Annotated in this window: 16 protein-coding genes; 1 reads left to right on the forward strand and 15 read right to left on the reverse strand. The window is 71.6% G+C overall.

What is annotated here, in order from left to right:
* The 11 genes from eutC to ASD11_RS18820 form a co-directional block, all read right to left on the reverse strand.
* Positions 1–747, reverse strand: coding sequence for an ethanolamine ammonia-lyase subunit EutC (gene eutC / locus ASD11_RS13785; protein WP_056288048.1), 747 nt, complete (start codon positions 745–747; stop codon positions 1–3).
* Complete coding sequence (locus tag ASD11_RS13790; protein WP_082554365.1) at positions 744–2,165, reverse strand: ethanolamine ammonia-lyase subunit EutB; 1,422 nt, start codon at positions 2,163–2,165, stop codon at positions 744–746. The genes eutC and ASD11_RS13790 overlap by 4 nt, the downstream gene beginning before the upstream one ends.
* Complete coding sequence (eat, locus tag ASD11_RS13795) at positions 2,162–3,595, reverse strand: ethanolamine permease (RefSeq protein ID WP_056288049.1); 1,434 nt, start codon at positions 3,593–3,595, stop codon at positions 2,162–2,164. The genes ASD11_RS13790 and eat overlap by 4 nt, the downstream gene beginning before the upstream one ends.
* A gap of 83 nt (positions 3,596–3,678) precedes the next feature.
* Complete coding sequence (locus tag ASD11_RS13800) at positions 3,679–5,130, reverse strand: NAD(P)/FAD-dependent oxidoreductase (protein ID WP_082554366.1); 1,452 nt, start codon at positions 5,128–5,130, stop codon at positions 3,679–3,681.
* Positions 5,131–5,182: 52 nt separating this feature from the next.
* Positions 5,183–6,232 carry a hypothetical protein gene (locus ASD11_RS13805; RefSeq protein ID WP_056288052.1) on the reverse strand — a complete coding sequence of 350 codons (1,050 nt, stop codon included), beginning with the start codon at positions 6,230–6,232 and terminating at the stop codon, positions 5,183–5,185.
* A 64-nt stretch (positions 6,233–6,296) separates the two neighbouring features.
* A complete protein-coding gene (gene clpB, locus ASD11_RS13810) occupies positions 6,297–8,888 on the reverse strand; it encodes an ATP-dependent chaperone ClpB (protein WP_056288054.1) in 2,592 nt (863 codons plus the stop codon).
* Between the two features lie 193 nt (positions 8,889–9,081).
* Complete coding sequence (locus tag ASD11_RS13815; protein ID WP_156464725.1) at positions 9,082–10,653, reverse strand: FAD-dependent oxidoreductase; 1,572 nt, start codon at positions 10,651–10,653, stop codon at positions 9,082–9,084.
* Positions 10,650–11,507 (reverse strand): FAD:protein FMN transferase, encoded by an 858-nt coding sequence (locus ASD11_RS13820; RefSeq protein ID WP_056288061.1) that lies wholly within the window; start codon positions 11,505–11,507, stop codon positions 10,650–10,652. Before ASD11_RS13820 ends, ASD11_RS13815 begins: the two co-directional genes overlap by 4 nt.
* A 4-nt stretch (positions 11,508–11,511) precedes the next feature.
* Positions 11,512–11,979 (reverse strand): FMN-binding protein, encoded by a 468-nt coding sequence (locus ASD11_RS13825; RefSeq protein ID WP_200940131.1) that lies wholly within the window; start codon positions 11,977–11,979, stop codon positions 11,512–11,514.
* Between the two features lie 121 nt (positions 11,980–12,100).
* Positions 12,101–13,498 (reverse strand): phytoene desaturase family protein, encoded by a 1,398-nt coding sequence (locus ASD11_RS13830; protein WP_056288062.1) that lies wholly within the window; start codon positions 13,496–13,498, stop codon positions 12,101–12,103.
* 45 nt (positions 13,499–13,543) lie between these two features.
* Positions 13,544–14,596 (reverse strand): FAD-dependent monooxygenase, encoded by a 1,053-nt coding sequence (locus tag ASD11_RS18820; RefSeq protein WP_056288065.1) that lies wholly within the window; start codon positions 14,594–14,596, stop codon positions 13,544–13,546.
* A 63-nt stretch (positions 14,597–14,659) separates the two neighbouring features.
* Between ASD11_RS18820 and ASD11_RS13840 the strand changes: the two genes are divergently transcribed.
* On the forward strand, positions 14,660–15,616 hold the full coding sequence (locus tag ASD11_RS13840) for a glycosyltransferase family 2 protein (RefSeq protein WP_056288068.1): 957 nt from the start codon (positions 14,660–14,662) through the stop codon (positions 15,614–15,616).
* Here the strand turns inward: ASD11_RS13840 and ASD11_RS13845 are convergent.
* Genes ASD11_RS13845 through ASD11_RS13860 form a run of 4 tightly spaced genes read right to left on the reverse strand, consistent with a single transcriptional unit; the run spans position 15,571 to position 20,060 of the window.
* A complete protein-coding gene (locus ASD11_RS13845; RefSeq protein ID WP_056288071.1) occupies positions 15,571–16,353 on the reverse strand; it encodes a GNAT family N-acetyltransferase in 783 nt (260 codons plus the stop codon). The two genes, ASD11_RS13840 and ASD11_RS13845, sit on opposite strands and share 46 nt — an antisense overlap.
* Positions 16,350–18,116 (reverse strand): hypothetical protein, encoded by a 1,767-nt coding sequence (locus ASD11_RS13850; RefSeq protein ID WP_156464726.1) that lies wholly within the window; start codon positions 18,114–18,116, stop codon positions 16,350–16,352. The genes ASD11_RS13845 and ASD11_RS13850 overlap by 4 nt, the downstream gene beginning before the upstream one ends.
* Positions 18,109–19,263, reverse strand: coding sequence for a dTDP-4-amino-4,6-dideoxygalactose transaminase (gene rffA, locus ASD11_RS13855; RefSeq protein WP_056288077.1), 1,155 nt, complete (start codon positions 19,261–19,263; stop codon positions 18,109–18,111). The genes ASD11_RS13850 and rffA overlap by 8 nt, the downstream gene beginning before the upstream one ends.
* Positions 19,263–20,060, reverse strand: coding sequence for a class I SAM-dependent methyltransferase (locus tag ASD11_RS13860; protein WP_200940132.1), 798 nt, complete (start codon positions 20,058–20,060; stop codon positions 19,263–19,265). The genes rffA and ASD11_RS13860 overlap by 1 nt, the downstream gene beginning before the upstream one ends.
* Between the last annotated feature and the right edge of the window lie 7 nt (positions 20,061–20,067).

The raw sequence follows: 20,067 nt of genomic DNA on the forward strand, positions 1-20,067 counted from the left end.
TCAGGCCAAGAGCTCGGGACCCGCGGTGTCCTTGAGCCGCACCCCGGAGACCCCCAGCTCACGCGACCCGGCGACCAGGGCTGCGGTGATGCGGGCGGCGTTGGCGTAGGACTGCCCGCCCGGCGGATGGATGTTGGAGATGCAGTTGCGGTCGGCGTCGCTGCGTCCTGGGCGGGGCGCATGGGTGAGGTAGATGCCCAGGCTGTCGGCCACCGACAGCCCTGGCCGCTCCCCGATCACCACCACGAGCGTCGTGACGCCGAGCGCCTCACCCACGGCGTCGCCCAGGGCCACCCTGGCCTGGGTGGCGATCACCGGCGGGGCGATCCGGTACTGCTCGCCGAGCGCGTCGACGAGGGCTCGGAGCATGCCGGCGCCGTGCTCCGCCAGGGCCCGCGGCGACAGTCCGTCCGCCAGCACGACCGCCACGTCCGAGCCGTCCGGCGCCAGGCCGGCCAGGTCCGCCGGCTCCCGGCCGAGGTCCGGGCGGCGCAGGTACTCCGCGCGTGACTCCGCACGGCTCCGCACGTGCACCGGGGTGCCGATCCCCACCTCGGCCACCGCAGCGCCGAACGACTCGACGTCGAGCGGCTCGTGCACCGCGTCGCGGGCCGCGGCGTGCGCTGCCGCGAACTCCAGGACCCGGCGGGTGGGCAGCGAGCTTCCCGCCCGTCCCAGTCCGATCCGCGCCTGCGTGCTCGCGCGGAGCACGGCCCAGGGGTCGTCGACCGGCACGTCCTCGTTCATGCGCCCTTCCCCAGGGGACCCGCCAGCGCGAGCAACGGCGATCCGGCGAGGTCCAGCGGGAGCACCCGGCCGTCGGCATCGGCCATGCCCATGCGCGTGAGCCATGCCTCGAACTCCGGCGCCGGGCGGAGGTCCAGCACCTGGCGCACGTAGAGCGCGTCGTGGAACGAGAGGCTCTGGTAGCCGAGCATGATGTCGTCGGCACCGGGGACCGCGATGACGAAGGCCGCCCCGGCGACCCCGAGCAGCGTCAGGAGGGTGTCCATGTCGTCGGTGTCGGCCTCGGCGTGGTTCGTGTAGCAGACGTCGACGCCCATGGGCAGGCCGAGCAGCTTCCCGCAGAAGTGGTCCTCGAGGCCCGCGCGGATGATCTGCTTCCCGTCGTAGAGGTACTCCGGACCGATGAAGCCCACGACGGTGTTGATGAGCAGCGGGTCCAGCGCCCGGGCCAGGCCGTAGGAACGGGTCTCCAGCGTCTGCTGGTCGACCGGCTTCCCGCCGGTGCCCAGGTGGGCACCGGCCGAGAGGGCCGAGCCCTGACCCGTCTCGAGGTACATGACGTTGTCGCCCACCGTCCCGCGCCCCAGCGAGCGCCCGGCCTCGTTGGCCTCCAGGAGCATCGGCACGGTGACCCCGAAGCCGGCGTTCGCCCCCTCGGTCCCGGCGATCGACTGGAACACGAGGTCGACCGGGACGCCCTGCTCGATGAGGTTGACGGTCGTGGTCACGTGCGACAGCACGCACGACTGCATGGGGATGTCGAAGCGTTGACGCACGTCGTCGAGCAGGTGCAGCAGCCGCGCCGTCGCCTGGGGCGAGTCCGTGGCCGGGTTGATGCCGATGACGGCGTCGCCGCTGCCCATGAGCAGGCCGTCCAGGGTCGCCGCTGCGATGCCGGCCGGGTCGTCGGTGGGGTGGTTCGGCTGCAGACGGGTGCCGAGACGCCCCGGCAGCCCGATCGTCGTGCGGAAGGCCGTGGTCACCCGCACGGCCGCGGCGACGGCGATCAGGTCCGAGCTCCGCATGATCTTCGAGACCGCAGCGACCATCTCGGGGGTGAGACCGGGGGACACGGCAGCCAGCACGGTCGCGGCGCCGGGTCCGGCCGCCGTCTCCAGGAGCCAGTCGCGGAACCCGCCCACCGTGAGGTGCGAGACGGTCGAGAAGGCCGCGGCGTCGTGCGAGTCGATGATGAGGCGCGTGACCTCGTCGCTCTCGTAGGGGACCACCAGCTCCTCGAGGAAGGTCGTGAGCGGGAGGTCGGCCAGGACCGACGCCGCCGCCACGCGCTCAGCGTCCGAGGACGCCGCACACCCGGCCAGCTGGTCTCCCGAGCGCACCGGCGTCGCCTTGGCCATCACCTCGACGAGCCCGTCGAAGGTGTAGGTGGTGCCGGCCAGGCTCTGCCGTCGGATCACTCCAGGTCCCGCTCGGCCTGGGCCAGGGCGGCGAACTCCTCGTCGGGCGAGGACGCCACGAGGTGGTGTCGGCTGTAGAGCCCGAAGTACGCCATGAAGGCTGCGAAGACGGCGAGGCACCAGAGGGCTGCCGTGCTGTCGACGATGAACGTCGCGATCACCGAGAGCACCGCCACCACGAGGGCGAAGCCCGTCGTGGCCACACCGCCCGGCGTCCGGTACGGACGGGGCATGTCGGGCTGCCTCACCCTCAGCACGATGTGGCTCACCATGATGAGCACGTAGCTGAGGGCCGCACCGAAGACCGCCATGTTGAGCAGGAGCGCACCCTCGCCGGTGAACGTGAGGACGAACCCGATGAGGCCCGGGACCACGAGCGCGAGGGTCGGCGCCTTGCGGCCGTTCGTGACGGAGAGCGACGTCGGCAGGTAGCCCGCCCGCGACAGGGCGAACAGCTGGCGCGAGTAGGCGTAGATGATCGAGAAGAAGCTGGCCACCAGGCCGGCCAGGCCGATGTAGTTGACCACCTTGGCCGCGGCGTCGTTGCTGAGCGCCTCGACGAGGGGGTTGCCGGAGCCGGAGATCATCTCGGCACCGCCGGCCCCCGTGGCCAGGACGAGCGAGAGGGCGCAGGTGACGAGCAGGACGCCCATCGCCGCGATGATGCCGCGGGGCACGTTCTTCTCGGGGTCGGCGGTCTCCTCCGCCGCGAGCGGCACTCCCTCGATCGCCAGGAAGAACCAGATGGCGAACGGAAGGGCCGACCAGATCCCGAGGTAGCCGAACGGGAGGAACTCCGACGACCCGGCCGCATCGGTCGCGGCGATGTCGGTGAGGTTGGAGACGTCGAAGTCGGCGAGGGCGGCGACCGCGAAGACCACGAGGCCGAGGAGGGCCACCGAGGTGATGACGAACATGACCTTCAACGCCTCGCCCACCCCCGCGAGGTGGACGCCGATGAACAGCACGTACACGGCCAGGTAGACCCACCAGCCGTCCGTGATCCCGAAGATCCCCAGGGACTCGACGTAGGCGCCGATGAAGGTCGCGATCGCGGCCGGGGCGATGGCGTACTCGATGAGGATGGCCGTGCCGGTGGCGAACCCTCCCCACGGCCCGAGCGCGCGCCGGGCGAACGTGTACCCGCCGCCGGCGGCCGGCAGCGCCGACGACAGCTCGGCCATGCCCAGCACGAGCGCCAGGTACATGCTGGCCACGAGCACCGACGCGATCAGCAGCCCGCCGAAACCGCCCTCGGCGAGCCCGAAGTTCCAGCCCGAGTAGTCGCCGGAGACCACGTAGCTAACACCGAGCCCGGCGAGCAGCAGCCAGCCGGCGCTGCCCTTCTTGAGCTGCCTCTTCTCGAGGTACTCGTCCGGCGCGGCAGCACCGGCGGCGGTCGTGGACGGCGCGGGTTCCTTGAGGGTCATGCAGGACGACGCTAGGGCCGTCCCGTTACCGCCAGGTGTCGCTCACGACTGATCCAGGTTTCATCGAGTACCCGGTGGGGCCGTCAGCTCTTGGACGCTTCCTTGCGCTCGAGGATCCGGCGCTCGGCCGTGCGCTTCTCGCGAGCCGTGATGTGGAGCTCGTGCTTGGCCACGACGTACGGCGTCTCGCCGACGATGGCGTTGTGGCTGCCGCTGAAGAGGTACTTGCTCGACAGGTTGATGAGCGTGGCGAGCCGGTTGCGGTTGCCCAGCAGCGTGGCGATGTGCAGCCCCACCCAGATGATCCAGGCGGGGAAGCCCGTGAGGCGCGGGAGGTGCGTGATCTCGGCGACCGCCGACGACTTGCCGATCGTGGCCATCGTGCCCTTGTCGGAGTACTTGAAGGGCTTGGGCTTGCTCTTGCCCTTGAGCTCGGCCTTGATCACCTTGGCGACGTGCTTGCCACCCTGGATGGCCGGCTGGGCCAGCTGCGGGAGCGGGTTGGGGCCGATGGAGATGTCGCCGATGGCGAACGTCCCGGGGATCCCGTTGACCTGCTGGTGCTCGTCGACCTCGATGCGGCCGCCGCGACCCTGCGGGACGTCCCAGTCGAGGACCGTGGGGTGCGCCGTCACGCCGGTGGCCCACACGACGATGCCTGCGCTCAGGAACTCCTCCTGGCCGTCCTTCTCGATGAGGACACCGTCGGCGCGGACCTCCTTCACGGCCGTGTTGAGCCGGAGGTCGACGTCGCGCTTGAGGAGCGACTTCTTGGCGTACTCGCGCAGCTTCTCGTGGAAGGGACCGAGCACGGCCGGAGCCATCTCGAGCAGCGTGACGTGGATGCGGTTGCGGTCGAGCTCGGGGTACGTCGTGGGCATGTCGTTGTTGCGGAACTCCGCGAACGCGCCCGCGGTCTCCACGCCCGTGGCGCCGCCGCCGACCACGACGAGACGAAGGTCCTCGTCCTGGCCGTTGATGGCGAACTCCTCGAGGCTCTCGAAGAGCTTGTCGCGGACCTTGAGGGCCTCGGACCGCTTGTACAGCGGGGTGGCGAACTCCTCGGCACCCTTGGTGCCGAAGAAGTTGGTGGTGACGCCGTTGGCGAGGATCAGGTAGTCGTAGCTGATCGACACGTCGCCGTGCAGCGAGAGCCGCTTCTGGCTGTGGTCGATGGCCGTGACGATGCCCTTGAGGAAGCGCACGTTCTTCTGGTTGGCCCGCACGGCGCGCAGGAACCAGGTGATGTCGCCGGGGTTCAGGCTCGCCGTGGCGACCTGGTACAGCAGCGGCTGGAACGTGTTGTAGGTGTGCCGGTCGATGAGGGTGATGTCGACGTCGGCGCGACGGAGCTTGCGCACGGCCGCGAGTCCGCCGAACCCTCCACCCACCACCACGACGTGCGGGCGGTTGGAGCGGGTGTGGGCGGAGCCGGGTGCGGCGTCGCTGCTCGGGCTGGTGTCCAGGCCGGAGGCATTGCCCACAGGGGTGTCGGAGGCTGCGTCGGAAGCTGGGTTGGAGGCGGTGTCTGCCATGCCTCCAGCGTACTCGCGTCCTGCCGCGCCTCGCAGGTCGGGCCGGACTTTGTCAGGACAACTCGGGCGGGGTCCGGAGCTCGGGCTTGAGGCTCTGGACCAGCACCACGATGGCGGCGACGCCGGTGGGGAGGCCCACCGGGAAGGACAGCGCGGAGAGGACGATCGTGACTCCGGCCATGATCCGCAGGAAGTTCAGGGCGGAGCGGCGTCCGGAGAGAGCGGTCACGCCCGCCGCGAGGCCGAGCAGCGAGGCCACGAGAGCGACGGCGGTCCCCCACCGCGTGTACTGCAGGAGGGTGTCGATGCTCACGTCGCTGTCGCGCAGCAGGTCGCGCACCATGGCCGAGTCCTGGGATGCGTCGCGGTAGACGTCGGCCCCGAGGGTCGACACGAGCAGGCCCATGGCCGAGCCGATCACGACGAGCGCAGAGAACCCGATCGTGGTCCAGGCAGCGATCTCGAGCGCCCGCGGACGGGGCCGCCCGGAGTCGACAGGACGGCCGGGGTCGACGGGCGGCGTGCGCGGGGCCGGCGCCTCCCGCGTGGCATAGGTCTGCGTCGTGGCGTCGTAGGTGGGGACCTCGAGCCGGGGAGCGTCGTCGGAGGAGGAGGGGTGGACGCCGGGCTTCGTCGCCCGCCGGGCCGCCGGCGCGACAGGACGACCGTTCACGGCGTCGAACCAGCGGCGCGAGTCCGGCGACCAGAACGTGAAGGCGCACAGGAAGAGCATCGCGGCCGGCAGCAGGCCCACCAGGCCGCCGAAGGTCGCGACGAGCGCACCGAGCACGCAGAGGGCGGTGAGGAACCAGCGGGACGGCCGGTCGCCGCGCACTGCGAAGACCGCGAAGACCATGCCGGCCACCGTCAGTGGCACGACCCCGATGAGGACCCACCGCGCCCAGCGCACAGCCGTCTCGATCGTGACCCCGAGGTCCTTGAGGACGGCCTCGTCCATGGACCTGCGGAGCGACTCCTGGGTGTCGAGCGAGTTCCACGACCCCAGGACCGAGACGATGCTGAAGAGCAGGAGGCCGCTCGCGACCCCGACGAAGACGCAGGCGATCGTCAGCGCGGGTGGGCGCTGCAGGGTCGGAGGCATGCCGCCCAGACTACGGGGAGCACCGAGGGCCCCCACCGGTGCGGTGGAGGCCCTCGGGCGTTCGTCAGGCGGGCTGGACGGTCAGGCCGTCGAGGCCTTCCTCGCGATCGACGCGGACGGTGTCGCCGTCGCGCACCTCCCCGCCCAGGAGCGCCTTGGCGAGCCGGTCGCCGATGGCCTGCTGGACGAGCCGGCGCAGCGGACGGGCGCCGTAGGCAGGGTCCCAGCCGGTGAGGGCGAGCCACTCCTTGGCGGCGTCGGTGACCTCGAGCCTGATCCTCCGGGCGTCGAGTCGCTTCTGCAGCGACGCCAGCTGGAGGTCGACGATGTGCGTCAGCTCCTCCGTGCCCAGGGGGTCGAACGTGACGATCTCGTCGAGCCGGTTCAGGAACTCGGGCTTGAACGACGCCTTGACGACCTCGAGCACGGCGTCCTTCTTGGCCTGCTGCTCCAGGCTCGGGTCGGCCAGGAACGTCGATCCCAGGTTGGACGTGAGGATCAGGATCACGTTGCGGAAGTCGACCGTGCGCCCCTGCCCGTCGGTGAGCCGACCGTCGTCGAGCACCTGCAGCAGGATGTCGAAGACCTCGGGGTGCGCCTTCTCCACCTCGTCGAGCAGGACCACCGAGTACGGGCGCCGACGCACGGCCTCCGTGAGCTGGCCGCCCTCGTCGTACCCGACGTAGCCGGGAGGTGCGCCGACGAGCCGCGAGACGCTGTGCTTCTCGGCGTACTCGGACATGTCGATCCGGATGATGGCGCGCTCGTCGTCGAACAGGAACTCCGCGAGCGTCTTGGCGAGCTCGGTCTTGCCCACGCCCGTGGGTCCGAGGAAGAGGAACGATCCCGTGGGGCGGTCCGGGTCGGAGAGACCCGCGCGGCTGCGTCGGACGGCGTCGGAGACCGCCGTGACGGCCTCCTTCTGGCCGATGAGGCGGCGACCCAGCTCCTCCTCCATGCGCAGGAGCTTGCCGGTCTCGCCCTCGAGCAGCCGGCCCGTGGGGATGCCGGTCCAGGCGGCCACCACCTCGGCGATGTCGTCGGCCGCGACCTCCTCGTGCACCATCCGCTCGGACTGCGACGCGGCCGCCTCGGCAGCCTGGGCCTCGAGGAGCTGCTGCTCGATCCCGGGCAGCTCGCCGTAGGTCAGGCGGGCCGCGGTCTCGAGGTCGCCCTCGCGCTGGGCGCGCTCGGCGGCCATGCGCACCTCGTCGATGCGTTCCTTGATCTCGCCCACGGCGTTGAGGCTTGCCTTCTCGGCCTCCCAGCGCTGCTCGAGGGCGCGGAGCGTCTCCTCCTTGTCGGCGAGCTCGCCGCGCAGCTTCTCCAGCCGGTCGACGCTGGCGTCGTCGGTCTCGTTCTGCAGGTGGAGCTCCTCCATGCGGAGGCGGTCGACGCCGCGACGGAGCTCGTCGATCTCGACGGGGCTGGAGTCGATCTCCATGCGCAGGCGGCTGCTGGCCTCGTCGACGAGGTCGATGGCCTTGTCGGGCAGCTGGCGCCCGGGGATGTAGCGGTCGGAGAGGGTGGCAGCAGCCACGAGCGCGGCGTCGGCGATCTCCACCTTGTGGTGGGCCTCGTACTTCTCCTTGATGCCACGCAGGATCGCGATGGTGTCCTCGACGGTGGGCTCACCCACCAGCACCTGCTGGAAGCGTCGCTCGAGGGCGGGGTCCTTCTCGATGCGCTCGCGGTACTCGTCGAGCGTCGTGGCGCCGATCATGCGCAGCTCGCCGCGGGCGAGCATCGGCTTCAGCATGTTGCCCGCGTCCATCGCGGAGTCGCCGCCGGCTCCCGCGCCCACGACGGTGTGGAGCTCGTCGATGAAGGTGATGACCTGGCCGTCGGACTCCTTGATCTCGGCCAGCACGGCCTTGAGCCGCTCCTCGAACTCGCCGCGGTACTTGGCGCCCGCGACCATGGCGCCGAGGTCGAGGCTGATGAGGCGCCGGCCCTTGAGGCTGTCGGGGACGTCGCCCGCGACGATGCGCTGGGCCAGGCCCTCCACGACGGCGGTCTTGCCGACACCCGGCTCGCCGATGAGTACGGGGTTGTTCTTCGTGCGACGGCTCAGCACCTGCACGACGCGGCGGATCTCGGCGTCGCGGCCGATGACGGGGTCGAGCTTGCCCTCGCGCGCGACGGCCGTGAGGTCGACGCCGTACTTCTCGAGCGACTGGTAGCTGTCCTCGGCGTCCTGGCTCGTGACGCGCGCTCCGCCGCGGACGGCCTCGAAGGCGGCCTGGAGCGTGTCGGGCGTGGCGCCGTTCCGGGCCAGGAGGTCACGGACGGGTGACTCGACGGTGGCGATCCCGACCACGACGTGCTCGGTGGAGACGAAGTCGTCGCCGAGCTGGGCGGCGAGGTCGGTGGCGCGCTGCAGCACCTCGTGCGAGGAGCGCGACAGCGTGGGGTTCTGGACGCTCGAGCCGGCCGCGGAGGGCAGGGCGTCGAGCACGGACGTGAGGTCGGCCTGGACCCGGTCGGGGTCCGATCCGGCGGCCCGCAGCAGCGGCGTCCCGGTGCCGCCGTCCTGGCCGAGCAGGGCGGCGAGCAGGTGCGCAGGCTCGACGGCCGGGTTGCCGGCGGCCGCAGCCTGCGAGAGCGCGGCGGCCAGGGCCTGCTGGCTGCGCGTCGTGAGCTTGGAAAGGTCCATGCGTGTCCTCCTGGTGAGGGATTCCGTCTCCTGTTCCAACCTCACCAAAGTTGAGTCTATTCCACTCAACTTCCTCCGGTTTACCACGGGGTCTGGGCAAACCTGACGCACCACGGCAAACACCGACGCCCCACGGCCGGTAGCCCGTGGGGCGTCGGCACTTGCCCAGACCCCGTGGTAAACCCGGGAGGGGTCAGTAGCCGGAGAAGTAGTCCGTGTGGACGCGACGGCAGCGGCGGGCGAGCTCGCCGCGGACGGCGTTCACCATGACGGGCGGGCCCGACACGAAGGCCTGACGGCTCGACGCGTCGGGGACGGCCTCGTCGAGCACGTCCCCGCTGATGAACGGCGACGCCACGTGGGTCCATCCTTCGGGCAGGGTCCGGGGAGCGGTGGGCGAGACCAGCACGACCGGCACGCCGCTCGCCACGAGCTCCTCGCCGTACGGCACGACGTCGGCGTCGGGGACCCCGTAGACCAGCACCGAGCGGGCCGACGCGTCCCCGTCGCGCACCTGGCTCAGGAAGGGCGTCACACCGATGCCGCCGGCCACGAGGAGCGCCGGCCGCGACGAGGGCAGCACGAAGTCACCGCGCACCCCTGTGGCCTGCAGCCTCGTGCCGGGGGGCAGCTCCAGGAGCGCGCGCTTGAACGACGACGACTTCTCGGGGACGCGGATCGCCACGGTGAGCTCCTCGGCCCCGGGGGCCGAGCTGATGCTGAACACCCGCCGGACACCACGGGTGTCGGCCTTCGTGTGCGGCAGGTGCAGCTCGAGGTACTGGCCGGGCAGGAAGCGCACGGGCCGCGAGGGGACGAAGGCCAGCTCCCACACGTCGCCGCCGAGCTGCCGCTTGCCGCGGTAGACGAGGGAGACCCCGGTCCGTCGGGCGAGGGCGAACGCCACGAGGTTGCCGAGCACGATGACGACCTCGGGCGTGAGCGACAGCGGTCCGAGCGTGGGCGCGGTCCAGCCCGGGATCGACACGAGCACCGGCACCGCGGACAGCACTCCCGTCACGACCGCGACCGTCAGCTGCTGCCAGCGGCGCGGCGGCAGGGTGAGTGGCTCGGTGACCATGAAGCCGGCCATGAAGACGAGCGGGAACGAGTAGAGGACGGTCTGCCAGGCATCGCCGATCGGCGCGTCGGACCCCTCGACGAGACCGACGACCAGCAGCACGTAGGCGGGGACGAGAAAGGCGAGGCCCACACCGATCCGACCCGTCCGCCACAGGACGATCGCGGAGGCGACCAGGACGAACCAGACCAGCTCCTTCATGGCGGCGGTCTGCCAGATGGGGAAGATCGACGACTCGCGACCCACGAGGTCTTGCAGCAGCACGACGAGCACGGCACCGGCCGCGGCGGGGTTGAGCACGTGCCGACCGCGCCAGGCGAGCACGTACTTGGACGCGTTGGCCAGCACGGCCGCAGCGGCGAGCCAGGCCAGGTTCTCGGTCCCCTCGGTGACCGGCACGAACAGGAAGAACAGCAGGAGGGCGGTGATGACGGCGCTCTCGGTGTGGGGCCGCAGCCGCCACGCGAGACCCAGCAGTCGGTTGCTCACGACCGACGCCACGAGCAGGACCAGCAGGGCGATCAGGTTCTTGCCCGTCGACAGTCCCTCGATCACTCCTGTCGCGGTGAAGAGTGCGTAGACCGCCACGAGGGCGACCAGCACGATCGTGACGAGGCGGTACATCGTGACGCGGCCGAGCGTGCGGTCCAGCACGTCGCGCCAGGCAGTCAGTGCGGTTCTCATACGAACATCTCCCCGGGGAAGGTGGCCGACCACTCGAGTCGGCCCGTGGACAGGAGCCGCGCCGACGCGACGCCGAGCTCGGCCTCGAGTCGGGGCGGCGGGACGAAGAAGGCCGCCGTGGCGGCACCGTCGGCGAGCAGGCAGGTGTCGGCCACCACCCAGGTGGCCAGGACGTCGTGCGTCGGACGGCCCGTGCGGCCGTCGAGGACGTGGTGCAGTCCCTCGCCCCAGGCGCGACGGTTCACGGCCGACGCACACAGCGCCGTGCCGGGAGCCAGCTCGGCCACGCCCACGGCGACCGTGGGGTCGAGCGGGTGCTCCAGCGCGACGCGCAGCGGATCGCGGCCTCGGTGCACGAGGTCACCGCTCGCGTCGACGGAGAACGTCTCGACGCCCGACGACCTCAGGACGTCGGCGACGAGGTCGGCCAGGAGCCCCTTGCCGGCCGCCCCCACGTCGAGGAGCACGGGCTCGTGCGTCGTGAGCACGGGCGGCTCCCACGTGAGCACCGACCAGCCGGGCACGACGGCCGCCCGCCCGGACGGCCTCAGCGAGTAGGTGGCGTCGTAGCCGAGGTCGGCCAGGGCCCGCCCCATCAGCGGTGTGACGGCACCGGAGGTCAGGTGGTCGAGCCGACGGTAGAGGTCGAGCAGGGGACCCGCCTCGGCAGGAAGCTCGACCGCGCCCGGCGTGGCCGCCAGGGCGGTGACGACGGAGTCGGGGCGGAAGCGCGACCACGTGCGGTCGAACCCCTCGATGCGCTCGAGCACGTCCCGTCGCACCGCGTCGGGAAGCTCGACGTCGGAGTCGACCTGCCAGGCCGTGCCGATCGCCTCGAACCGCCAGTCAGCCATGAGGTCAGGCCTGGGCCTCGTCCTTGATGGTCTCGACGGCAGCGTTGAACCCGCCGCTCGTGAGCGAGGAGCCGGCGACCTTGCCGACGTTGAGCTCGTCGATGCTCTTGCCCACGACCTCGTCGGCGATGCCGCCGACGAACTTCTCCTGGTACTGCCGCGACGTGCCGCTGGCCTCGGGGCTCACGTCGACCGACGAGATGGTGCCGTCGGTCTCGAGCGTCAGCGAGACCTTCACGGAGGACTGGCCTCCGGGGTTCTGGTACGAGCCCTCGGCCTCGTAGTCGCCGGCCTTGTAGGAGGAGCTCGAGCCGGAGTCGTTGCTCGACGTCTCGGTGTCGTCTGCGGCGGGCGCCGAGGTGCTGGTGCTCGACGACGCGGTGTCGTCTCCGCTGCCGCACGCGGCGGTCAGCAGCAGCGCCGACAGCGCCGTGCTGGCGAGGATCATCTTCTTGTGACGGGGCAGGGTCACCGGTCTCAACTCCTGGTTCGGGTGGGTGGCTGGTGGCATCTCTCGTGCCTCGTTGCCAGTTCAACCAGTCAACGGTCGGACGAGGCCGCTTGGTTCCATGGTGCGGAGGGCCATGGCCACCTCACAGGTGACGGACAGCCCGCGTGGCCGCGTTGAAGCCGGCCATGCCGTGGACGCCGCCACCCGGCGGGGTGGCCGACGAGCACATCCACCAGCGATCGGTGAGCTTGTACGGATCCATGGCGAGACGCGGCCTGAAGACGGTCTGCCCGAAGGTGTTGGCGCCTCCGGTGATGTCCCCGCCGAGGTAGTTGGCGTTGTGCTGCTCGAGGTCGGCCGGGGTCAGCACGGAGGCCGCGACCACGCGATCACGGAAGCCCGGGGCGAACCGCTCGAGCTGTCGGTACACCGCCTCCGTGGCGTCGTGGGGGTAGGCGTGGGGCACGTGGGCGTAGGCCCACACAGGGTGGACGTCGCCCACCGAGCGGCCTGGATCGGCGAGGTACTGCTGGCACACGAGGACGAACGGACGCTCAGGCATGCGACCGGCCACCACGGCCCGCTCCGCACCGTCGACCTCGGCCACCGTGCCGCCGAGGTGCAGCGTGCCGGCCCGGCGAGCGGCCTCGTTGGTCCACGGGATGCCCCCCTCGACCGCCAGGTCGATCTTGAAGCTGGCGGGTCCGCGCTTCCAGCGCCCGAAGGATCGGCGCACGTGCCAGGGGAGCCGGTCGCCGGCGAGCGCGAGGGCCTGGTGCGGGGTGACGTCGAGCATCACGACGTCGGCGTCGGGCATCGCCGTGACGCGGTGACCGGTCTCCACGCGGCCGCCGAGCCCCTCGAGCACCGAGACGAGAGCGTCGGCGACGGCCTGGGAGCCGCCCTTGGCCACGGGCCAGCCCACCGACTGGCCCAGCATGCCGAACATCATGGCGATGCCGGCCGTGCTGGGCTGGCTCATGGGAGCCATGACGTGGGCCGCGAACGCGGCCAGCAGACCTCGGGCCTCGTCGGTCTCCCACCCGCGGACCAGACCGTTCAGCGAGAAGGCCCCGCGAGCACCGAAGGCGGCGAAGTCGAGGGGGTGCTTGGGCACGTGGAGCACGGGTCCGAAGATCTCCGGCACGATGCGCTCACGCTTCTCCACGAGCGGCTCGAAGAGCTTGCGCCAGCGGTCTGCGTCGCGGCCGAGACCGAGCGCGGTGGTCTCCACGTCGCCGTGCATCACCCCTCCGCGTCCGCCGTCGAGCAGGTGCACTGCCTCGACCTCGGGGCGGAGCCACGTGAGGCCGTGCTGCTCGAGGTCGAGCGACTCGAAGAACGGGGAGGCCGCCCCGGTGGGATGGGCGGCCGAGCACAGGTCGTGCACGAGTCCCGGGACGGTCACCTCGGCCGAGCGCATGCCCCCGCCGATCGTGTCCTCGGCCTCCAGGACCGTGACGTCGAGCCCTGCGCGGGCGAGGACGATGGCCGCGGCGAGACCGTTGGGGCCTGATCCGACGACGACGGCACTGGTCATGGTCCGCAGCCTAGGCCCTGGGCCCTGCAGCGCACGGGCTGCCGATCAGCCCGCAAAGGCCCTGAGGGCCCGCGTGGCCACGAACGGGGGCGCCAGCCCGGCCGCCACCTGACCCGCCCGGCCGACGAGGCCACGCCCGTGCGACACGTCCCACGCCCGGGCGGAGCGTCGCGTGGCGGCCTCGACCTCGCGGCGACGGCCGGCCTCGAAGCCCACGAACGCCCGCTGCGGATCGGCCTCGCCCGCGAGGAGGCCCGCCAGCACCACCGCGTCGACGATGGCGTGTCCCCCGCCCTGGCCCAGGGACGGGAGCATCGCGTGGGCGGCGTCGCCGATGACGACCTGCCGGTCGTCGTGCCAGCGCCGCGGGATCGAGCGGTGCACGACCGGGACGCACGACAGCTGCTCCGGCGGGGTCTCGCGGATCATCGACGCGAGCGGCGTGGCCCAGCCGTCGACGGTCTCGAGCAGACGCTCCACCGAGGCCCCCGACTCGAGAAGCGTGGCGAACCAGTAGGTCCGGCCTCCGCGCATGGGCGCGATGCCGGCTTCCATGCCGGGGCCCCAGACGATGCCGTGCTCCCGCGGGTCGACGACACCGTGCACCACACCGCGGTACGCGACGTGACCGGTGGGCCGCTCCACGAGCCGGTGGTCGAGACGGCGCGCCACCACGGAGCGCCACCCGTCGGCCCCCACCACGACGGCGCCCGGCAGGTCGGCGTCGGGGAGGAGTGCCTGATCCAGACGGATCGGCCCTCGGACCCGTTCGGCCAGGGCGAGCTGCAGGTCTCCCCGGTCGAAGACCCGGGGCACGCCGGAGAGGGCGCGCTCCACCGCAGCAGGTCGCGGGTTCTGCACCACGCGTCCGTCAGGACGGCGGACCGACGCGGTCGGCGCCGGCTCTCCGAGCTCGTCAAGCACCGCCGCGAGCCCCAGGCCCTCGAGCCGGTCCAGCGCACGCGGCCACAGGGTGAGGGCGGCCCCTCCGCCCAGGGCGGGCCGCTCGTCGCGCAGCTCCACCTCGAGGCCGTGCCGCTCGGCCGCGAGGGCGAACGTCAGGCCGGCGAGCCCGGCCCCCACGACGTCGATCCTCATCCGGGCAGCCTAGAGGGCTCGGAGCCCCTCCCGACGCGGTCGGAGCCGCGTAGGCTCTGGCGCATGGCCGACCCCGGACGACGACCTTCCGTCTCGATCGTCGTGCCCTGCTACCGGTCCGCCGCATCGCTGCCACAGCTCGTCGCCCGTCTCGAGCCCGTCCTGCACGACTGCGCCGACCGGTTCGAGATCGTCCTGGTCGTCGACGGCAGCCCCGACGACACCTGGTCGGTGGCCAGCAAGCTTGCCGACGACCACGCCTTCGTCGTGGCGCTACGCCTGTCGCGCAACTACGGCCAGCACCAGGCGCTGCTCGCCGGCGTGCGCGAGGCTCGTCACGACGTCGTGGTCACGATGGACGACGACCTGCAGCACCGGCCCGAGGCCGTCCCCACCCTGCTCGACGCACTGGGGCCTGCCGTCGACCTCGTGTACGGCGTGTCTCTCGCCGAGGAGCACGGCCCGTTCCGCAACATGACGTCGCGGGCGCTCAAGTCGCTGCTGGGGCGCACCCTGGGCGTGCCGCACGCGCAGAGCTTCAGCGCCTTCCGCGCGTTCCGTGCACGGCTGCGTGCAGGGTTCGCCGACGTGTCCGGACCCGCCACCTCGCTCGACGTCCTGCTCTCGTGGACCACGGCTCGCGTGACCGAGGTCGAGGTGCCGATGGACCAACGCGCGCACGGTCGCTCCAACTACTCGTTGCGGATGCTCATGGCGCATGCGCTCACGATGGTGCTCGGGTACTCCACCGCCCCGCTGCGGGCCGCCACGTACCTGGGGCTCGCGCTCGGCCTGGTCGGGCTCGGGCTCATGGGCTACGTGCTGGTCAGCTTCCTCGCGGGCGACGTCGGGGTCCCCGGATTCACCATGATCGCCTCGATGGTGGCGATGTTCTCCGCTGCCCAGCTGGTCTCGCTCGGCCTGCTCGGCGAGTACCTCGGACGGGTCCACGGGCACTCGATCGGGCGCCCGAGCTACCTCGTGGCTGACCGGTCCGACCGGTCCGACCGCACGGCGTGAACGGTCAGGAAGGCTGACAACGGCGTCATGCCCAGACGGGCGTAGAAGCGTCGGACCGGCAGGTTCTGCACCTGGGTCGAGACGATGAGACGCGAGGCGCCGGCCTGCGCCGCGGCACGCTCGGCACCGACCATGAGCCTGGGGTAGACCCCGCGGCCCCGGTGCCCCGCGGTCACGCCGCCGAGCACCCACTCGGCGACCTCACCGTGCAGGGCCACGGTGTAGTAGCCCGCCGGGTCGCCGTCCTCGGCGCGCAGGACCCCTGTGGGCCCGGCACCGGCGAGGGTCGTGGCCCACTCGGCGAACCCCGCGCCGAGCCTCGAGACGTCGAGCCGCGGGTTGGCCGCGTAGTGATTGGGATACTCGTCGAACATCGGGGCCGAGATGGCACCGACGTCCTCCGGCGAGGGGCTCTCGTCGAGCACGTACGGCGCGTAGTCGGGATCGCGCACCTCGTCGAGGGCACGGTCCCAGAAGTCCAGGGTGTCGGCGTGGATGAGCTCGCGGCCGGTGGACAGGAGGTCGGCGAACCACCGGACGTGGCGGGCCGGGTAGCGCAGGACGATGACGTCGGCCGAGTGCTCGGAGAGCGTCTCGCGGACGGTGGCGAAGGCAGCGTCCGCCTCGGCCTCCTCGGGGACCAGGACCCGCGCGATGGACACCCCGAAGCGTGCCGACTCCACCGGCGAGTCGGCGACCTGGACGTGGTCGCCGCGGTGGAGCGCCGCCCAGCTCACGAACCCTGCCGGTCGGCCGTGCAGGAGATCCGCGCGGCCTCAGGGTCGGTCGGTACGGCCAGGGTGACCTCGCCGCGGGGCAGGGTCGGTGGGCGCAGCTGCGGCGGCGCCCATGTGACGACGTCGCGGTAGGCCTGCTCGTCCAGGCCGAGCTCGCCGAGGACCTTCCCCGAGATGGCGCGCCCGCCCTGCGGCTCGGTCAGCACCCAGGCCCGGGCCAGCTCGGCACACGACGCAGAACGCAGGCCCTTGAGTGCCAGGTCCTGGCTGCCGGGATATCCGCCGAGCAACCAGGGAGACCCGACGGCCTTGCCACCCAGCACGGTGATGACTCCCGGCGAGGCTCCGGTGAGGTCGATGACCGGGGTGTCGTCCTCGAACCCGTCCGCTCGCGCCTCCCGCGTGACCCGGTCGAGGATGCTGGACATCTCGTCGTCGAGCTGGACAGAGCCGTGCGAGCCGACCCGGGTCCACTGGTCCATGTCCCACAGCGACGAGACCTGGCGATACGGCAGATCGGCCTGAGACACCAGCAGCAGCACGGTCGCAGTCTGACCGACGAGTAGCACGGTCGTGACGAGGGAGAGGAACGGTCGACCCGCACCACGCAGCAGCACGAGCGCCCCGAGGACCCACCAGACGGCGAACGGCGTCATCTGCAGCCAGTAGTTGTTGTTGGAGCCGACGGCCGTCGCGAAGGGCAGCGAGAGAAGCACGATGGCCCACGCCAGGACCGTCCGGTCGAGTCCACGACGCAGCTTCACGTGCAGGGCCAGCACGCCGAGCACCGTGCCCACGGCCAGCCCCAGCAGCAGGATCGACTTCCCCGGCTGGGCCAGCTCGAGCAGCAGGGGTCGCCGCACGAAGATCACGACGGCACCGACGCAGGCCAGCGCCCCGACGACCTCGGCGACCTGGCCGAGTCGGCCGTCGTCGAAGGAGGCGGCGATCGCGAGCGCGATGCCGACCACCACCAGCCCGAAGGCCAGTCGCTGCACGTCGGCGACGAACAGGTAGTCCCAGCGGAGCAGGTCGGTGTGGCTGCCGAGGATGCTCAGGTCGTCGGCACCGCCTCGGATCCGTCGCACGAAGTCGCCCGGCCAGCCGTCGATGAGCACGGCGCCGAGCAGCACGAAGAAGACTCCGCTGCCCACGACGGCCGCCGTGGTCAGCCGCCACAGGCGGCGGGTCACCGCCAGCAGGACGAGCCCCAGCACCGCTGCGACCACAGCAGTCGTCGGCTTGGCCAGCAGCAGCAGCCAGCCCGACAACCCGGCCAGGACGGCACCGGTCCACACACGGCGCGGGGTCTCCCCACCCATCAGCGCGAGCGCGATGACGAAGAGGGCCCCGGCCTCGAACGCCAGGGAGTTGTAGCCCGGTGTCGTGATCCCGAGGTGGAAGCTGAGTGGCGCCAGTCCACCGATCGCCACGGCGTGCAGCCAGGGCGACGACGTCACGTCGGCCTGTCGCAGGACCAGTCGCGCCGCGACGACCACGAGCACCCAGGTCAGGAGCACGTTGACCACACGGGCGGCGATCAGGTTCCCGCCGACGAGCACCATGAGCGGCTGGTAGACGAAGCCGAACTCCGAGACCGACGTCGGGTAGGAGCCGGGGTGGTCCAACCAGTTCAGGAGGTAGGACTCGTCGGACAGGTCCAACCCGCGGGTCGTGGTCCAGAGGCAGAAGAGGAGCGGCAGCACCCCGGTGGCCGCAGTGGTGATCGCCAACCAAGGTCGGGGCGTCGGCTGCTCAGTCATGCGGTCTCCTGGGAACGAATCCGACGACCGCCTCGAGCACGCGTTCGACGCCTGTCGCGCCGAGGTCGGGGAACAGGGGCAATCGTGCCAGACGCGCGCTGACGTCGTTCGTCACCGCGCAGCCGCTCGGCGCGACCCGGCTGCGCCCTCGCGCACCCGGCGCGTCGTGCAGAGGCACGTAGTGGAAGGGCGACGTGATGCCGGCGTCGGCCATGTGGCGGATGAAGCGGTCGCGGTCGGCGCGGTCCGGCAGGAGCAAGGAGTAGAGGTGCGACGGGTGGGCGACGTCGGCCGGCACGTGCTGCGCCGGGACGCCGTGGTCCCTCCGCCAAGCGGACAGCTCCGTGTCGTAGGTGCTCCAGATGGCGCCGCGCCTGGCCTGGATGTCGTCGAACGCGTCGAGCTGGGCGCACAGCAGGGCCGCGAGGAGGTCGCCGGGAAGGTAGCTGGACCCGACGTCGAGCCAGCGGTACTTGTCCACCTCCCCCCGGGCGAACTGCGTGCGGTTGGTGCCCTTCTCGCGCAGGATCTCTGCCCGTTCGAGGAGCGCCGGATCGTTGACCACGAGGGCGCCACCCTCGCCGCACTGCACGTTCTTGGTCTCGTGGAAGCTCTGGGTCGCCAGGGCACCGAAGGAGCCGAGCGGTCGACCGTCCGACGTGGCCCCGAGGCCGTGCGCGTTGTCCTCGACGATCGCGATCCCGTGGCGGGCGGCGATGTCTCCGATCACGTCCATCGCGCAGGCGACGCCGCCGTAGTGGATGAGCACCACAGCCTTGGTCCGCGGCGTGATGGCGTCCTCGAGCAGTCGCTCGTCGAGGTTGAAGGTGTCGGGTCGACAGTCGACGAACACCACGGTGGCACCCCGCAGCACGAAGGCGTTGGCGGCCGAGACGAAGGCGAACGACGGCATGATGACCTCGTCGCCCGGTCCGACGTCGAGCAGCAGCGCCGCCATCTCCAGAGCGTGGGTGCACGACGTCGTGAGGAGGACTCCTCCCCCACCGACGTGTCCACGCAGCTTCTGCGTCGCGGCACGCGTGAACGGTCCGTCGCCCGAGTGGTGGCCGGAGGCGAGGCACTCGGCCACGAGCGCCTGGGCGGCCGCCGGCACGTGAGGTCGGTTGAACGGGATCAGACCGTCCATCACGCCTCCTCGGGCCGGCGCGCCACCATCAGCCGCGAGCCGCCCATCGGGAACCTGAGCCCCCACCGCAACAGGGCGAGCTCCACCGTCATGACCGTCGCACACACGGCATTGACCACGCGGGGCAGAGCCAGCTCCGCCGCGGCGTCGTGGTCGGCGGAGCGGCGAGCGAGCCGCGAGGCCACCATCAGCGGGAGGAGCAGGGTGACGAACGACGTCTCGTACCGCACCTCGAGGCCGGCCGCGCGAACACGGTCGCGCAGCTCGCGCGCGGTGTAGCGACGCACGTGGTGCGCGTGGACGTCGGCGGAGCTCCACAGCCATCGGTGCTGCGGGACGGTGACGGCCAGGGTCCCGCCGGGCCGCAGGGCCGCGAACACCTGGTCCAGCACGACATCGTCCTCGACGACGTGCTCGATGACGTCGAACGCCCCCACCACGTCGACCTGTTCGCCGACGTCGATGTGCCGGGCGTCCATCGTCCGCAGCTCGGCGCCCGGGAGCCGCTCACGGACGAATGGCAGCGCCTCCTCGAACAGCTCGGTGCCGATCAGGTGCGCCCGGGGGTACTCCTCGGCCAGCCCGGCCAGCACGAACCCGGTGCCGCAGCCGATCTCGAGGATGCGCCGGGGTGCGGCGACCTCGCGTCGCAGGGCCCAGCGGATGAGGCGGTTCCGAGCGACGAACCAGAAGTTCTGCTGCTCCAGGGCAGCCAGCTCTGCGAAGAGACCGGGGTCGAATCCGCCCTCGGCGTCCGGCGACCACTCGACCACGCCGGACGGTACCACGCGCGTCACGAGCCCC

Origin of the sequence: Aeromicrobium sp. Root495 (genome assembly GCF_001426755.1) — a bacterium.
GTDB lineage: Bacteria > Actinomycetota > Actinomycetes > Propionibacteriales > Nocardioidaceae > Aeromicrobium.

Excerpts from the sequence above, each read along its gene's own strand:
- eat (WP_056288049.1), bottom strand. The coding sequence starts at position 3,595 with ATGACCCTCAAGGAACCCGCGCCGTCCACGACCGCCGCCGGTGCTGCC.
- ASD11_RS13815 (WP_156464725.1), bottom strand. The coding sequence starts at position 10,653 with ATGAGAACCGCACTGACTGCCTGGCGCGACGTGCTGGACCGCACGCTC.
- ASD11_RS13820 (WP_056288061.1), bottom strand. The coding sequence starts at position 11,507 with ATGGCTGACTGGCGGTTCGAGGCGATCGGCACGGCCTGGCAGGTCGAC.
- ASD11_RS13830 (WP_056288062.1), bottom strand. The coding sequence starts at position 13,498 with ATGACCAGTGCCGTCGTCGTCGGATCAGGCCCCAACGGTCTCGCCGCG.
- ASD11_RS13850 (WP_156464726.1), bottom strand. The coding sequence starts at position 18,116 with ATGACTGAGCAGCCGACGCCCCGACCTTGGTTGGCGATCACCACTGCG.
- rffA (WP_056288077.1), bottom strand. The coding sequence starts at position 19,263 with ATGGACGGTCTGATCCCGTTCAACCGACCTCACGTGCCGGCGGCCGCC.
- clpB (WP_056288054.1), bottom strand. The coding sequence starts at position 8,888 with ATGGACCTTTCCAAGCTCACGACGCGCAGCCAGCAGGCCCTGGCCGCC.
- eutC (WP_056288048.1), bottom strand. The coding sequence starts at position 747 with ATGAACGAGGACGTGCCGGTCGACGACCCCTGGGCCGTGCTCCGCGCG.
- ASD11_RS13840 (WP_056288068.1), top strand. The coding sequence starts at position 14,660 with ATGGCCGACCCCGGACGACGACCTTCCGTCTCGATCGTCGTGCCCTGC.
- ASD11_RS13800 (WP_082554366.1), bottom strand. The coding sequence starts at position 5,130 with ATGGCAGACACCGCCTCCAACCCAGCTTCCGACGCAGCCTCCGACACC.
- ASD11_RS18820 (WP_056288065.1), bottom strand. The coding sequence starts at position 14,596 with ATGAGGATCGACGTCGTGGGGGCCGGGCTCGCCGGCCTGACGTTCGCC.
- ASD11_RS13805 (WP_056288052.1), bottom strand. The coding sequence starts at position 6,232 with ATGCCTCCGACCCTGCAGCGCCCACCCGCGCTGACGATCGCCTGCGTC.